This window comes from Spiribacter salinus M19-40 (assembly GCF_000319575.2).
GTDB lineage: Bacteria > Pseudomonadota > Gammaproteobacteria > Nitrococcales > Nitrococcaceae > Spiribacter > Spiribacter salinus.
Window position 1 is genome coordinate 608,541 of record NC_021291.1, and the last position, 14,520, is coordinate 623,060.

At 60.5% G+C, this 14,520-nt stretch carries 14 protein-coding genes; 10 read left to right on the plus strand and 4 right to left on the minus strand.

Translation table 11 applies throughout. From position 1 onward, the window contains the following. The first annotated feature begins 4 nt into the window (after window positions 1–4). The 5 genes from SPISAL_RS03045 to pdxH are packed head-to-tail and all read left to right on the plus strand — an operon-like array spanning window position 5 to window position 4,418. Complete coding sequence (locus tag SPISAL_RS03045; protein WP_016353001.1) at window positions 5–634, plus strand: YfgM family protein; 630 nt, start codon at window positions 5–7, stop codon at window positions 632–634. Window positions 635–642: 8 nt separating this feature from the next. Continuing rightward, the gene (gene bamB / locus SPISAL_RS03050; RefSeq protein ID WP_081633209.1) at window positions 643–1,782 is read left to right on the plus strand and encodes an outer membrane protein assembly factor BamB; all 1,140 of its coding nucleotides are present in this window, start codon (window positions 643–645) and stop codon (window positions 1,780–1,782) included. 22 nt (window positions 1,783–1,804) lie between these two features. Beyond that, a complete protein-coding gene (gene adk, locus SPISAL_RS03055; RefSeq protein ID WP_016353003.1) occupies window positions 1,805–2,461 on the plus strand; it encodes an adenylate kinase in 657 nt (218 codons plus the stop codon). Window positions 2,462–2,497: 36 nt separating this feature from the next. Continuing rightward, window positions 2,498–3,835 (plus strand): NfeD family protein, encoded by a 1,338-nt coding sequence (locus SPISAL_RS03060; protein WP_016353004.1) that lies wholly within the window; start codon window positions 2,498–2,500, stop codon window positions 3,833–3,835. Further along, window positions 3,828–4,418 carry a pyridoxamine 5'-phosphate oxidase gene (gene pdxH, locus SPISAL_RS03065; protein WP_016353005.1) on the plus strand — a complete coding sequence of 197 codons (591 nt, stop codon included), beginning with the start codon at window positions 3,828–3,830 and terminating at the stop codon, window positions 4,416–4,418. Before SPISAL_RS03060 ends, pdxH begins: the two co-directional genes overlap by 8 nt. Window positions 4,419–4,453: 35 nt before the next feature. On the opposite strand, the gene SPISAL_RS03070 is transcribed toward pdxH, so the two are convergent. Beyond that, window positions 4,454–5,689 carry a hypothetical protein gene (locus SPISAL_RS03070; RefSeq protein WP_016353006.1) on the minus strand — a complete coding sequence of 412 codons (1,236 nt, stop codon included), beginning with the start codon at window positions 5,687–5,689 and terminating at the stop codon, window positions 4,454–4,456. A gap of 130 nt (window positions 5,690–5,819) precedes the next feature. Between SPISAL_RS03070 and SPISAL_RS03075 the strand changes: the two genes are divergently transcribed. Next, on the plus strand, window positions 5,820–6,131 hold the full coding sequence (locus SPISAL_RS03075) for an H-NS histone family protein (protein ID WP_016353007.1): 312 nt from the start codon (window positions 5,820–5,822) through the stop codon (window positions 6,129–6,131). 41 nt (window positions 6,132–6,172) lie between these two features. On the opposite strand, the gene SPISAL_RS03080 is transcribed toward SPISAL_RS03075, so the two are convergent. From SPISAL_RS03080 to SPISAL_RS03090, 3 genes are read right to left on the minus strand one after another with little or no spacing between them, the layout of a single operon-like run. Next, complete coding sequence (locus SPISAL_RS03080; RefSeq protein WP_016353008.1) at window positions 6,173–7,531, minus strand: nicotinate phosphoribosyltransferase; 1,359 nt, start codon at window positions 7,529–7,531, stop codon at window positions 6,173–6,175. Continuing rightward, window positions 7,531–8,322 (minus strand): ABC transporter permease, encoded by a 792-nt coding sequence (locus tag SPISAL_RS03085; RefSeq protein WP_016353009.1) that lies wholly within the window; start codon window positions 8,320–8,322, stop codon window positions 7,531–7,533. The genes SPISAL_RS03080 and SPISAL_RS03085 overlap by 1 nt, the downstream gene beginning before the upstream one ends. A 1-nt stretch (window position 8,323) precedes the next feature. Further along, the gene (locus SPISAL_RS03090) at window positions 8,324–9,262 is read right to left on the minus strand and encodes an ABC transporter ATP-binding protein (protein ID WP_016353010.1); all 939 of its coding nucleotides are present in this window, start codon (window positions 9,260–9,262) and stop codon (window positions 8,324–8,326) included. Window positions 9,263–9,438: 176 nt separating this feature from the next. On the opposite strand from SPISAL_RS03090, the gene carA reads away from it, so the two are divergent. From carA to SPISAL_RS08925, 4 genes are read left to right on the plus strand one after another with little or no spacing between them, the layout of a single operon-like run. Beyond that, complete coding sequence (gene carA / locus SPISAL_RS03095) at window positions 9,439–10,590, plus strand: glutamine-hydrolyzing carbamoyl-phosphate synthase small subunit (protein ID WP_016353011.1); 1,152 nt, start codon at window positions 9,439–9,441, stop codon at window positions 10,588–10,590. Between the two features lie 22 nt (window positions 10,591–10,612). Beyond that, window positions 10,613–13,834 (plus strand): carbamoyl-phosphate synthase large subunit, encoded by a 3,222-nt coding sequence (gene carB / locus SPISAL_RS03100; protein ID WP_016353012.1) that lies wholly within the window; start codon window positions 10,613–10,615, stop codon window positions 13,832–13,834. Next, window positions 13,831–14,307 (plus strand): transcription elongation factor GreA, encoded by a 477-nt coding sequence (greA, locus tag SPISAL_RS03105; protein WP_016353013.1) that lies wholly within the window; start codon window positions 13,831–13,833, stop codon window positions 14,305–14,307. Before carB ends, greA begins: the two co-directional genes overlap by 4 nt. Further along, window positions 14,279–14,518 (plus strand): hypothetical protein, encoded by a 240-nt coding sequence (locus SPISAL_RS08925; protein ID WP_187287976.1) that lies wholly within the window; start codon window positions 14,279–14,281, stop codon window positions 14,516–14,518. Before greA ends, SPISAL_RS08925 begins: the two co-directional genes overlap by 29 nt. Window positions 14,519–14,520 lie beyond the last annotated feature (2 nt).

The following is a 14,520-nucleotide window of genomic DNA, read 5'->3' on the forward strand; positions in this document are numbered from 1 at the left end:
GCGCGTGGCATACGAGGACGATGAACAGCTTGAAGCATTGCGTGATTGGTGGCGGCGTCACGGCCGTGGGGTGGTGATCGGTGTGGTTGCTGCCCTGGTGCTGGTCGTAGGCTGGCAGCAATGGCAGGCCTGGCAGGGCCGCCAGAGCGCCGCGGCCGCTGATGATTATGCCGCCGTCCTGCAGGCGATTAACGAGCGGGAGCCCGAGGCGGCGGCCAATCGGCTCGGTGCGCTCCGCGATTCCCATGGCGATACGCCTTACGCCGTGATGGCAACCCTGGCCGTTGCTACCGCCGAGATGGCCGAGGGCCGTGCGCAGGCAGCAGCCGATTTCCTGGGCTGGGTCGGTGAGGAGCGGCCAGAGAGTCCGTTGGCCAACCTGGCTCGATTACGCCAGGCAGAGGCACTGGCTGCCGCTGCCAAGCGTGATGCAGCGCTAGCCGCACTGGAGCCGGTCGTGGACGGTCCGTTGCGCGCTCGCTATTTCGAGCTTCGGGGCGATCTCCTGGCCGAGTCCGGTGATCGGCAGGGTGCCATCGAGGCCTATGAGCGTGCTCTGTCGGAGGCTGGCGGGCAACGGCGATCTCTGGTCGAGGTGAAACTTCTCGATCTGGGAGGACAGCCGGCATCATGAACGCTGCAATGTGGAAGTGGACCGTTTTCGCTAGTCTGTCGATTCTGATCGCGGGTTGTGGAAGCAGCGGCCCAATGCGGGCGGATGATGCCCCGGCGGTAGAACTGGCAGATGACGGGCCGATGGTGCGGGTAGTGTGGTCGGCGAACGTCGGTGATGCCCGGACACCTCATCATCGACTGGAACTGGCGCTGCAAGAGGATCTGATTGTTGCAGCGGCGGCTGATGGCCAAGTTACAGCGTTCGATGCTGCCTCAGGTGAAGTGCAGTGGCAGGTCTCCCTCGACGTGCAAATCTCGGGCGGTCCGGGTGCAGGCGAGGAGGGCATCGCGCTTGGCACGGCTGATGGCGGGATCCTGTTGCTATCTGAGTCTGATGGTTCAGTACGCTGGAGAAGCCGGGTGAGCAGTGAAGTACTGGCACCCCCAGCGGTTGGTCAGGATACGGTGGTTGCCCGCACCGGAGATGGACGAGTCTTCGCCCTTGAGGCCAGCGATGGCTCGCAGCGGTGGCTATACAGCCGCAGCGTGCCCTCGCTCAGTCTGCGGGGGCACTCGGCGCCGGTGCTGGTGCGTAACGGTGTTGTGAGCGGGTTTGATAATGGTCGTTTGAGCGCGTTGGCATTAACCGATGGCGACCCAGCCTGGGAAGCCACCGTCGCCGTCCCAGAGGGACGGACCGATCTAGAGCGCATGATTGATATAGACGCCGATCCCCTCGTGGCGCGCGGCGATCTGTTTGCTGGGGCCTACCAGGGCCGACTCACGGGTATCTCCCTGGGTAGCGGGGACATTGCGTGGGCCAGGGAGCTCTCCTTGCTGGGCGGCCTCGCCGTGGACTCATCCAACCTGTATGCCACCGATGCCGAAGGGCGGGTGTGGGCGTTAGACCGCCGGAATGGCGCCTCGGTGTGGCGGGCGGATGATCTGTCGGGAACGATGCTGACCGCCCCCGCTTTGCACGCGGAAACCATCGCTGTGGCGGGTTCTGATGGGTATGTGACCTGGCTGGGCCCCGACGATGGGCGACTGCTTGCCCGACATCAAGTAGGCGGAGCAAAAATTGCCGCAGCACCTCTTGAGCACGCAGGCCGGCTTTACGTGCTCGATCTCGACGGTAGACTCCATGCGGTAGAGATCGATCAATAAAGGAAAGAGAGGAGAGTGGGGCATGCGCATCATACTTTTGGGTCCACCAGGCGCGGGTAAGGGCACGCAGGCAGCAGCCCTTTGTGAGACCTACGGGATTCCGCAGATTTCCACTGGTGACATGCTCCGGGCTGCGGTGAAAGCCGGCACGGAGTTAGGCCGCGCCGCCAAAGCTGTCATGGATGCTGGCGAATTAGTGTCAGACGACATCATTATTGGCCTCGTGCGTGAACGGATTGCGGAGCCTGACTGCGCTGATGGATTCTTGTTTGATGGCTTCCCGCGGACGATTGCGCAGGCCGACGCCCTGCAGGACGCGGGCGTCATGATTGATGCCGTGGTCGAAATTCAGGTCGACGATGAGGACATTGTGGCTCGAATGGCTGGCCGCCGGTGTCATCCAGGATCCGGGCGCGTATATCACATCGACAATGCGCCGCCTGCAGAGGCTGGGAAGGACGATGTCACCGGCGAGCCGCTGGTACAGCGAGAAGATGACCGAGAAGAAACGGTTCGCCAGCGTCTGGCCGTCTACCATGAGCAGACACGGCCGTTGGTTGAGTATTATCAGCAGCGTGCCGCCGCGGGTGGCGAGACCGCCCCGCGGTACGTCTCGGTCGACGGCCGCGGTGCGATCGAGGCCGTTCGCCAGCGCATCGTCGATGCACTGGAGCGCTGACGGGAACCTCCCTCAGCGCCTGTGATCAGAGCAGGCATGCGTAGCCTCATCGCCTTGATTGCTCTCCTGTTCGCTGGACCGGTTGTCGGCCAGACCGTGCATGTCCTCATCATTGATGGGCCAATTGGACCGGCTACAGCTGATTACGTCGTGGATGGGCTGGAGGAAGCGCAAGCAGCGAATGTCGATGCGGTCGTTCTGAGGATGGACACGCCAGGTGGCCTCGATCCGGCCATGCGCGACATCATTAGCGCCATCCTTGATAGCCCCATCCCTGTATTGGGCCACGTCGCGCCATCCGGGGCGCGGGCAGCGAGCGCTGGGACGTATATCTTGTATGCCACCCATGTGGCTGCCATGGCCCCAGGCACTAATCTGGGCGCGGCAACGCCCGTGCGCGTGGGGGGCGGGGGCCTGCCCGGACCAGCAAATGAGGGTGAGGATGAAGAGGCGTCTGACGACGCCCCAGAGTCCGCCAGTGAACGCAAGATGATCAACGATGCCGTGGCCTATATCCGCTCGCTCGCGGAGTTGCGCGGTCGTAATGCGGATTGGGCCGAGCGTGCGGTTAGAGACGCGGTAAGCCTCTCTGCCCAGGCAGCGGTTGACGAGAATGTGGCCGATCTGGTCGCGAGCGACACCGCAGATCTCTTAGCGCAAGCTGAAGGGCGCGGTATCGAAATCAACGGCGAGGACCTCACGCTGGAACTGCAGGGCGCTCAGATCGAGGATCAGGCGCCTGATTGGCGAGATCAGCTACTTGCCACGATCACCAACCCCAACGTGGCCTACATTCTCCTGCTGGTGGGGATCTATGGGCTGATCTTTGAGCTCGCCAATCCGGGCGCGCTGGTCCCTGGGGTGATCGGTGGCATTTCGCTTTTGCTGGCGCTTTTTGCGCTCCAGGCGCTGCCGGTCAACTTCGCCGGACTCGGCTTGCTTGCACTGGGTGTGCTGTTCATGATCGGTGAGGCTCTGGCACCCTCTTTTGGTGCGCTCGGTATTGGCGGTGTCCTCGCCTTCGGGTTGGGATCCGTGCTGTTGTTCGAAGCAGAAGGCCCGGGTTTTGAGCTCTCGATCATGCTCGTGGGCGGCGTGACCGCGGCGAGTTTGGTTATCTTTATGGGCACGGCCACCCTGGCCATGCGGGCCTTCCAACGACGCGGTGTTGCCGGTGTCTCTCACCTGCTGGATACCGAAGCCGAGGTGGTTGCCACGGAGCCGGCGCTTCGCGTGGTGACTGAGAGTGAGCGCTGGCGCGCTCAGAGTGACTACGATCTCGCGATTGGTGATCGGGTCAAAGTCACTGATATTGACGGGCTCACCCTCACGGTTGAGCCAACAGACAAGCGGGATAACAAACGGCATGAGTAATTATGAGGCCGCGATCCAGCGGTTCAGAGAGTGGTTAGACGAGGCCCATGAGACAGAAGGCATTGTCGATGCCACGGCAATGAATCTGGCGACCGCGACGGCGGATGGTCGCCCGAGCGCGCGCACGGTTCTGCTCAAGCAGTTTGACGAAGCGGGGTTCGTTTTTTATTCGAACGGGCGCAGTCGTAAAGGGCGGCAGCTTGCTGCTAATCCGCGTGCGGCCCTGACCTTCCACTGGGAGCCGCTGCAGCGTCAGGTAATGATTGAGGGCGCTGTGCAGCCGGTCAGTGATGCCGAGTCTGATGCGTACTTCGCGAGTCGCCCTCGCTTGAGCCAGATCGGCGCCTGGGCCTCGCAGCAGTCTGAGGTGCTGGAGAGTCGGGCGGCGTTTGATGCCCAAGTGGAGGCGATTGAGGCTCGCTTTGAGGGACAGCCGGTGACCCGCCCACCCCACTGGGGCGGTTATCGCCTTCGTCCTGACATGCTGGAGTTCTGGCAGGGGCGCGAAGGCCGGCTGCACGATCGCGAGCGGGCTTATCGCGCGGAAAGCGGTGATTGGGATTGGGTACTGCTTAATCCCTAATTCCGTATACATCCCATGCGACTCCATCGGCTAGATTAGGCACGCCCCCCAAATTCAAGCCAGGGCTGAAGACTGGCCGGCTCGCCGCTGGCCGTCACAACGCCTGGGCGCTCCAGGTGGTAGGTCGCGCCCAGCGCCTGAGCTCTAGCCTCCCAGTCAGCTTGCAGGTCACGAATACCGGACTCCTGGATAGGGTAGTCATGGCTTAGCTCAATCAGCGTTCCATTCTCGGCCTGGAGGAGGGCTGTATAGGCGATCGGCCCAAGTAGTGGGCTTGACTGCTCGGTCAGGCTGACGACGCTAACGGGGCCAGCATCGGTTTTTCGGGCAATGGTTTCCCGAAACCAACTCGCTTCGCTATCGAGGCTATGCGCTTGGGCAATGCCGAGTGCGACCTCGGGGTCATCAGCATCCAAGCCGGGCTTTGGCTCCACCACACGCACTTCGATACCGTGGCTCTCGAGCCCCGCCATATACTGCCGCTGAATTTGCATCCATTGCACATAGCCAGCCTCAGCGTCCCGGTTATTGGCTTGATGGCGAGCAGCCCAGACATCGTAGGTTAGCCACGGAGTCCATACGGTACCGCCCATTCCGATGAATTGATTATGGGTTTCAAGGCTTACGCGCTCAATTTGATCCGGGCGATAGAGGGCGCCCTCGAGTAACTGCCAAAGACCGCTAAATTCAGCGTGCTCTAGCTGCACTTTCAAAAGAGCGGACAGGTCATGAAAGGTGACATAACTCAAATGCACGGGTTCAACGCCCAGCAGCTGGCGGAGCGCTCGGTCAGTGGGGAGACCAGCCCGGCCTTTTTCCAGCAGAACCTGCTCGAGTTGACTTCGCAATGCATCCAATTGGGGTCCGGGAGCGACTAGCGCAAAAGGGAGGACAAGCAGGGGGCCAGAGCCAGGTCGCCGCGCCGGTGCCACCGCTGATTCCGGAAATCGCCCACCTGAGCTTCCAAGGGCCAGTAGCTGTGGGATAAATGGGCCGCCGCGCAGGCTGCCGCGGTAAATGTCGAGCAGCGCTTCCACCATGGGTAAGCCCGGCCGAAGGATTTCTGTCAGGTCGTACAGGGCCGCTGGCAGGATCAGGCCGGCGTCGACAATCTCGTCACCAATGATTCGACGTAGATCATCGGCAATCGGACCGGCAAGTAATTCGGCATTATCACGACTTAGCGGCTCAGGAGGACGTGTAGAAAGAATCGCCGATGGCTCGAGCTCCACTGTGAGCACGCCGGGTGTTGCGGAAAGCGCTGCCTGCATCGAAAATCTCCATCAAAGTGGCCTTAAAAAGAATGAATTTACGCTCAATGGTATTTGTTTTATTCGGTGGATATCGCCTATACTTTGATTAGTTGAAAACTCTCTTTTTAGCACGATAAACGAGGCTAGTATGGATCTCTCCAATTACACGACCGAGCAGCTTAATCAGCTGAAAAAAGACATCGATAAGGAAATCAACGGTCGCCGCAAGGAGGATGCGAGAAAAGCGCAGCAGGAGCTGAAACAGGTTGCTGAGCGCTATGGTTTCAGTCTGACGGACCTGATGGGTGGGCAGCCCAGTCGGCCCCGCGCAAAAGGTAAAGTACGTTTCCAGCATCCCGCCGATGCCAGCAAGACCTGGTCTGGTCGCGGCCGCAAGCCCGGCTGGGTTAAAGAATGGGAAGGCAGTGGCCGTTCCCTCGACGAGCTCCGCGTCGACTAGATGATCGCTTGGCCGGCCTCGTAAATTAGGAGCCGGCTTATTCAATGATCGGGATGGTCAGCAGTGCGAGTGCGCGCGATGAGGGTCTCGCGTAGAGCAACCAGTCCTTCGCTGAGTGTTACCGGATGATCCCCTGGTTCATTGAGCGCTCTCAATGCCGCTGGGAGTTGGCCTAAGCTGTCGGCACAGCGTTGCCGGGCGGCGCTCAGCCCTTCATCGACGCCTGGTAGTTGCTTACCGCCATCCATCACCGGCTTGAGCAGCGCGGTTCCCTCGACTGCCTCGTCGGTAAGACACAGGATATCCCGTGAAAGTGATCCGTTCGGGTCAACCTGGCGAACGATTTGTTTGCGACCGGGGAGATCGGTTTTACCCTCGGCATGCTTGCCGCGGGGCTTGCCCTCGTATTGGTGCAGCTTGTAAGCCGAATCAAGAAACGGCACATCGGCGGAGGTATCGACGCTTGAGCCGACGCCGACGCCATCAATGGGCGCACCGGCCGCCACTAAGTCGGCAATTCGGTATTCGTCAAGGCCACCGCTCACCAGAATGCGGGTTGAGGTAAGGCCCCCAGCGTCGAGTATTTCGCGGGTCATGCGGGCATTGGCCACGAGGTCGCCGCTGTCAATTCGAACCCCCTGTACCTGGATGCCTTCGGGCTGCAGCCGTTCGGCAAGTTCGACGACCCGTCGAGCGCCCCGCGCGACATCATAGGTGTCAATCAACAATACGACGTTGTCCGGGTGGCTGCGGGCGAAGCGCTCGAAGGCCTCGCTCTCGCTGTCATGGGCCAGGACAAACGCGTGCGCCATCGTGCCTGTCGCTGGTATGTCGTAGCGCGCACTGGCCAGACAGGTCGCCGTGGCAGAAAAGCCCGCGATGTAGCAGGCGCGCGCAGCCCATGTGCCTGCCTCGCCGCCATGGGCCCGGCGCATGCCAAAGTCGATGACAGGCAGGTCGCGAGCGGCAATCTGGCAGCGAGCCGCCTTGCTGGCGATCAGCGTTTGATAGTGCAGGATGTTCATTAGGCGAGACTCGATAAATTGCGCTTCGGGCAGCGGCGCAACAATCTGAACCAGCGGTTCTTCGGCAAAAAAGACCGTGCCCTCGGGCAACGCCGAGACATGCCCGGTAAATCGAAAATCCGCCATCCGCTGCACGAATGCGTCCGAGAAGAAGCCGCAGCGGCGCATCCAATCCAGCTCATGGGGCTTGAACTGCAGCTGCTCCAGCCATTCCAGCGCCTGCTGCAGACCGGCGGCCACAAAAAATCCACGTCGGGGTGTGCGGCGCATGAACAACTCGAACACGGCGTCGCCCGTCATGTCGTGCTCGTAGTAGGTCTGGAGCATGGTGAGCTCGTACAGATCCGTCAGCAGTGGCGTGCGCTCCAGATTCATTAGCTGCGTAACCCGGTGCCATGCTGCAGTAGCCACAAGCTCAGCCAGGTGCCCAGGGCAATGAAACCAAGAATCAGGGCATAGGCAATCGTCAGCGGAATGTCTGAACTGCCCAGGATCCCGTAGCGAAAGGCGTTCACCATATACAGGATCGGGTTAGCGAGTGACATGACCTGCCAGAAGTCGGGCAAGAGCGACACGGAGTAAAAGACGCCGCCGAGATAAGTCAGGGGCGTGAGAATAAAGGTTGGCACGATCGCGATGTCGTCAAACTTCTTGGCAAATACGCCATTCAGGAAGCCACCAATCGAGAACAGCACGGCAGTCAGGAAAACGACGGAGATGGTCACGGGAATGCTGTGAATGCTCAGGTCAGCAAAAAAGCTCGCAATGATCGTTACGATCAACCCGGTAAACAGACCCCGTCCCACACCGCCGGCGACGTAACCGGCCAGGATGACGTAATTGGGCGTGGGCGAAACCAGCAGCTCTTCAATATGACGCTGGAACTTCGCACCAAAGAATGAGGAAACGACGTTGGTATAGGAGTTGGTAATGACTGACATCATGATGATGCCAGGGGCAATAAACTCCATAAAGCTGTAGCCGTCCATGGGCCCTACGCGGGAGCCGATGAGGCTGCCAAAGATGACGAAATACAGCGACATGGTTATCGCCGGTGGTACGAGGGTCTGGACCCAGATGCGCAGGTAGCGCTGAGTCTCTTTCCAGACCAGCGTTTGAAGGGCGACCAGGGTTTGTCGCGGATAGGCCGGGTAGAGAGAGGCCATGTCAGGGCCCTCCGTCGGTGGCGGCCGTTGCGCTTTTCCCGAGCATCCGCACGAAAAGCTCTTCAAGGCGATTCGATTTGTTTTTCATGCTGGTTACCTCGACACCGCTGCCGCTGAGCTCGGCAAAGAGATGGCTGAGCGTCTGGTCGCCCCGGATTTCAATTTCCACTGTGCGCTCATCTACCGGGACAACATGAAAGTCGGGTAATTCCGGAAGTTGATTGACCGGTGTGCTGATGTCCAGCAGAAAACTCTGGCTTTTCAGCTTGGCCAGCAGGTCGCGCACATTCGTGTTCTCAACAATGCGGCCGCCGTCAATGATGCCGATGTTGCGGCACAGTGACTCCGCCTCTTCCAGATAATGGGTCGTCAGGATAATGGTGGTGCCACGCTCGTTCATCTGTCGAAGGAACGTCCACATCGACCGACGCAGCTCAATGTCGACACCGGCCGTCGGCTCGTCGAGGATAAGCAACTGGGGCTCGTGCACGAGGGCCCGGGCAATCATGAGCCGGCGTTTCATCCCACCGGAGAGTGATCGGGAGCTGGCATCACGCTTACCCCATAAATCAAGCTCTCGCAGATATCGCTCGGCCCGATCCTGGGCGGTTCGCCGATCAATGCCGTAATAACCGGCCTGATTCGTGACGATCTGATTGACGGTCTCGAACTGATTGAAGTTGAACTCCTGGGGAACAAGGCCGATGTTGGATTTGGCCTCCCACGGGTTCTTGATGATGTCGTGGCCGAATACTTCCACTGTCCCGCTGGTCGGGGTCACCAGTGAGGCCACCGTCCCGATAATGGTCGTCTTCCCGGCGCCATTGGGCCCAAGCAGGCCGAAAAAGTCGCCGGGAGCGACCTCAAGGTCGATATCTTGGAGCGCGGTTACACCGCCAGGGTAAGTCTTGTTGAGGTGGCGCAGCGAGAGCGCATTCATGTTCTGGTCAAACCGGGTTGAGCGGTCGCCGAATCGCGACCAAAGAGCGGTAAGGTAGCCCCTGGCGCGGGGGTGGCGCAAGGGCGGGCCCCGGCGTAAACTTTTCAGGTTGATGTCATCGACGGGAGGGTTCTCTTGATCCCTCCCGTTTTTGCGAGCAGACGGGGATCACAAGCTTGACCGATAGCGCAATTCTGGCACTTGAAGACGGGTCGGTATTCCTTGGCAGCGCCCTTGGCGCACGAGGGCAAACGACCGGTGAGGTGTGTTTCAACACGGCCATGACCGGTTATCAGGAAATCTGTACGGACCCCTCTTATTACGGGCAGATGGTCACGCTGACCTACCCGCACATTGGTAATACCGGGGCGAATGCGCTCGATGAAGAGGCGGAAGGGGCTCAGCTCTCCGGGCTCATTATTCGCGATACGCCCGTGCGCATGAGCAGCTGGCGTGCTACAGAAGATCTGCCTGGCTACCTGGCCCGAAATGGCGTGGTCGGAATCAGCGATATCGATACGCGCCGCCTGACCCGCTTGCTCCGGGAAAAAGGTGCTCAACGCGGTTGTATTGTCTCGGGGAACAGCCCGGCACCTGAGGCAGCGATCCAGGCGGCGCGGGCGCATCCCGAGCTCACGGGCCGTGATCTGGTCTCGCATGTCACAACCCAGCGCACCTATGAGTGGTACCTCGGAACGTGGTCGCTGGATCATGAGGAGCAGGAGCCTGCGCCGCGGGCATCAGCTGATTTGCCGTGGCATGTGGTCGCGTATGACTTTGGCATCAAGCGCAATATTCTGCGCAAGCTGGTGGATCATGGTTGTCGGGTGACCGTCGTGCCGGCAAAAACCTCAGCCGAGGAGGTGCTTGCGCTCAACCCGGATGGGGTCTTTCTCTCCAACGGTCCGGGCGACCCTGAGCCCCTCGACTATGCGATTAACGCAACGCGGCGGTTTCTCGACGGGCACATGCCGGTGTTCGGCATTTGTCTGGGCCATCAGTTACTGGGGTTGGCGGCTGGTGCGGACAGTCTGAAGATGAAGTTCGGTCATCACGGCGCTAACCACCCGGTTGTTGATATGGCCGGTGGGCAGGTGATGATTTCAAGCCAGAATCATGGCTTTGCCATCGATGCCGATAGCCTTCCTGACAATGTTGAAGTCATGAATCGTTCGCTGTTCGATGGGTCACTTCAGGGGGTTCGGTTAACGGATCGGCCGGCTTTCAGTTTTCAGGGCCATCCGGAGGCAAGCCCGGGGCCGCACGATGTCTCACCCCTTTTCGCCCATTTTGTCGATCTGATGGCTGCCCGTCGCACGGCGGCCTGACGCACTGACTGGTTAACTGCACATGCCCAAGCGCACTGACATCCAGAGCATTCTGATCATCGGGGCCGGGCCGATCGTCATCGGTCAGGCCTGTGAATTCGACTATTCCGGCGCCCAGGCCTGCAAGGCGCTGCGCGAGGAGGGGTATCGGGTCATCCTCGTCAACTCGAACCCGGCCACGATTATGACCGACCCCGAGATGGCGGACGCGGTCTATGTCGAGCCGATTCAATGGCAGGTCGTGGCCAACATCATCGAGCGAGAGCGCCCGGATGTGGTTCTCCCCACGATGGGTGGGCAGACCGCACTGAATTGCGCACTGGATCTCGACCGCCACGGCGTGCTGGCACAGTTCGGTGTTGAGATGATTGGCGCCACGAAAGCGGCAATCGATATGGCCGAGGATCGGGAGGCGTTCCGGCAGGCCATGGCGCGGATCGGATTGGATACGCCACGCGCACATGTCGCCCACAGCATGGAGCAGGCCGCCGAGGCTCAGCGCGACATTGGCTTTCCCACGATCATTCGCCCGTCATTCACGCTGGGAGGGAGTGGTGGCGGCATTGCGTATAACGCAGAAGAATTCAATGACATTTGCGAACGGGGTCTGGATCTTTCACCGACCAACGAACTCCTGATTGAAGAGTCCGTGCTGGGTTGGAAAGAGTTTGAGATGGAGGTGGTCAGGGACCGCGCGGACAACGGCATCATTATCTGCGCCATCGAAAATCTCGATCCCATGGGCGTGCACACGGGCGATTCCATTACGGTGGCGCCAGCGCAGACGCTCACCGATAAGGAATATCAGTTGATGCGGGATGCCTCGCTGGCTGTCCTGCGTGAAATTGGCGTGGAGACCGGCGGGTCGAATGTGCAGTTTGCCATCAACCCGGATAACGGCCGGCTGGTGGTGATCGAGATGAACCCGCGCGTCTCCCGCTCCTCAGCGCTGGCATCCAAGGCCACGGGTTTCCCAATTGCCAAGGTCGCCGCAAAACTGGCTGTGGGCTATACCCTCGATGAGCTGCGGAACGAGATCACGGGTGGCCTGACGCCCGCCTCTTTTGAGCCCAGCATTGACTACGTCGTCACCAAGATCCCGCGTTTTACCTTCGAGAAGTTCATGCGCACCAAGCCGGTGCTGACCACGCAGATGAAATCAGTGGGCGAGGTCATGGCCATCGGGCGGACTTTTCAGGAGTCTTTGCAAAAGGCGCTGCGTGGGCTTGAGAACGGACTGGAGGGGCTTGATCCGCGGCTGCCGGCGACGGATAGCGACTTCGTCGACACGGTGACGCGCGAGCTCAGATTGCCGGGACCCGAGCGCTTGCTCTGGGTGGCCGATGGTTTTCGCGCGGGCCTCGAGCTGGACACCGTCTTTGGCCACACGTGGATTGATCGCTGGTTTCTTGCGCAAGTTGAGGACCTGGTCAGCCGTGAGCAGGCGCTGGCAGGCTGCGCGCTTGCCAATCTCGATGAGGCGGCGATGCGGTCGCTGAAGCGCCGAGGCTTTTCGGATGCGCGTATTGCGCGACTCATTGATGAAGACGAGCATGCCGTGCGAGCGCATCGCCGCGGACTTGGCGTGCGCCCGGTTTACAAGCGCGTTGACTCTTGTGCGGCCGAGTTCGCAACGGCAACCGCCTACATGTACTCCACTTACGAAGAAGAGGACGAGGCCGCGCCGACCGACCGGCGCAAGATCATGATCCTCGGGGGCGGCCCTAACCGGATCGGCCAGGGCATCGAGTTCGACTATTGTTGCGTCCACGCGGCGCTTGCGCTGCGCGAGGACGGTTACGAGACGATCATGGTCAACTGTAACCCCGAGACAGTTTCGACCGATTACGACACCTCGGATCGCCTGTATTTCGAACCACTCACGCTGGAGGACGTGCTCGAGATCGTCGAGACCGAGCAGCCCGAGGGCATTGTCATTCAGTACGGCGGCCAGACCCCACTGAAACTGGCGCGGGATCTCGAGGCCTTCGGTGCGCCGATTATCGGGACGACGCCCGATTCCATCGACCTGGCGGAGGATCGCGAGCGCTTTCAGGGTCTGATCAACGCAGCCGCCCTGCAGCAGCCGCCGAACCGAACCGCCACCAGTGCGGATGAGGCCTTTCGCCTGGCTGAGGAGATCGGGTACCCGCTCGTCGTGCGTCCCTCTTATGTTCTGGGTGGTCGGGCGATGGAAATCGTGTATCAAGAGTCCGAGCTCGCGCAGTACATGCGCGAGGCGGTCAAGGTCTCCAATGACTCACCGGTCTTGCTAGACCGCTTCCTGGACGATGCCATCGAGGTTGATGTGGATGCCATCTGCGATGGCCAGGACGTCCTGATTGGCGGGATCATGGAGCATATCGAGCAGGCCGGCGTGCATTCGGGTGACTCGGCCTGCTCGCTGCCGCCTTACAGCCTTGCGCCGCAGGTGAGTGACCGGCTGCGTGAGCAGATGCGCGAGATGGCTTTGCGGCTGGGGGTTGTCGGCCTGATGAACGCCCAGTTCGCCATTAAAGGCGACGAGGTCTTCGTTCTGGAGGTCAATCCGCGTGCCTCACGAACCGTGCCATTCGTTTCGAAGGCCATTGGCCTGCCGCTGGCGAAAATTGCCGCTCGGTGCATGGTAGGGCAAATGCTTGCAGACCAGGGCGTCACCCGCGAGGTCGTGCCAGCGGTCTATGCCGTCAAGGAGGCGGTCTTCCCCTTTATTAAGTTCCCGGGAGTCGACCCGATCCTCGGCCCGGAGATGAAGTCCACCGGTGAGGTCATGGGGATCGGGCCCCACTTCGGTGAGGCCTATGCCAAGTCCCAACTCGCCGCCGGGGTTGAGTTGCCCCAGAGTGGTTGTGTATTCATCAGTGTCCGTGATGAAGACAAGCCCTCTGCGCCAGCGGTTGCTCGTGACCTGCTGCGTAAGGGCTTTCGACTGGTGGCGACGCAGGGAACCGCAGCGATACTCCATCAGGCGGGGATCGATTGCGAAGGGATCAATAAGGTCGCTGAGGGGCGTCCGCATATTGTTGATGCCATCAAAAATGGTGGTATTGATCTGATTATCAACACAACTGAGGGTCGCCAGGCGATTGCGGACTCCTTCTCTATTCGCCGCGAAGCACTCCATCATAAGGTGTGCTACACCACGACGATGGCCGGTGCGCGTGCGACCTGTCAGGCCCTCGATTACCTGGAGTCAAACACCGTTCGATCACTCCAGGATCTGCACACGGAGGCCAGTGCATGAGCAAAACACCACTGACTGTGCGCGGCGCCGAAAAGCTGCGCGAAGAGCTGAATCAACTCAAGGGCACCGACCGTCCGGCCGTGATCAAGGCGATCGCTGAGGCCCGGGCCCATGGTGATCTGAAAGAGAATGCCGAGTATCACGCGGCGCGCGAGCAACAGGGGTTTATTGAGGGGCGGATCGCCGAAATCGAATCAAAGCTCTCAAACGCGCAGGTCATCGACGTCACGGCATTGCCTGCGACGGGCAAAGTCGTCTTCGGCGTCACCGTGGTGCTGTCGGATGAAGCCGATGGCACGGAGAAAACCTACCAAATCGTTGGCGAGGACGAAGCGGACATCAAGGCCGGTCGAGTTTCGGTGCAGTCACCGATTGCCCGGGCACTCATCGGTAAGGAAGAAGGGGATGTCGTGGATGTCCAGGCGCCGGGCGGGCAGCGTGCCTATGAGATCGTCGAGGTTCGGTACGAGTAAGCCGCCTGGCCCGTTAGACGCGGTCAAACTCGAGTTGGCCGTCGTGCTGGGCCTGGTGGTGGGTGTGGTCATTGTGATCTGGCGTCTGGATCTTGGCCACTGGACCGAACTGGGGCTGTTGGCGGGTTCAGGTTTTGGGCTGGGTGGCTGGCTTGCCTTGCGGACGCGCCGGGCGGTTGGCCAAGTCCGATCCACCGATGAGGACGCGTGAGC

Coding starts and splice junctions, on each gene's coding strand:
- bamB (WP_081633209.1), top strand. CDS start 643: ATGTGGAAGTGGACCGTTTTCGCTAGTCTGTCGATTCTGATCGCGGGT.
- adk (WP_016353003.1), top strand. CDS start 1,805: ATGCGCATCATACTTTTGGGTCCACCAGGCGCGGGTAAGGGCACGCAG.
- SPISAL_RS03060 (WP_016353004.1), top strand. CDS start 2,498: ATGCGTAGCCTCATCGCCTTGATTGCTCTCCTGTTCGCTGGACCGGTT.
- pdxH (WP_016353005.1), top strand. CDS start 3,828: ATGAGTAATTATGAGGCCGCGATCCAGCGGTTCAGAGAGTGGTTAGAC.
- SPISAL_RS03070 (WP_016353006.1), bottom strand. CDS start 5,689: ATGCAGGCAGCGCTTTCCGCAACACCCGGCGTGCTCACAGTGGAGCTC.
- SPISAL_RS03075 (WP_016353007.1), top strand. CDS start 5,820: ATGGATCTCTCCAATTACACGACCGAGCAGCTTAATCAGCTGAAAAAA.
- SPISAL_RS03080 (WP_016353008.1), bottom strand. CDS start 7,531: ATGAATCTGGAGCGCACGCCACTGCTGACGGATCTGTACGAGCTCACC.
- SPISAL_RS03085 (WP_016353009.1), bottom strand. CDS start 8,322: ATGGCCTCTCTCTACCCGGCCTATCCGCGACAAACCCTGGTCGCCCTT.
- SPISAL_RS03090 (WP_016353010.1), bottom strand. CDS start 9,262: ATGAATGCGCTCTCGCTGCGCCACCTCAACAAGACTTACCCTGGCGGT.
- carB (WP_016353012.1), top strand. CDS start 10,613: ATGCCCAAGCGCACTGACATCCAGAGCATTCTGATCATCGGGGCCGGG.
- greA (WP_016353013.1), top strand. CDS start 13,831: ATGAGCAAAACACCACTGACTGTGCGCGGCGCCGAAAAGCTGCGCGAA.
- SPISAL_RS08925 (WP_187287976.1), top strand. CDS start 14,279: ATGAGATCGTCGAGGTTCGGTACGAGTAAGCCGCCTGGCCCGTTAGAC.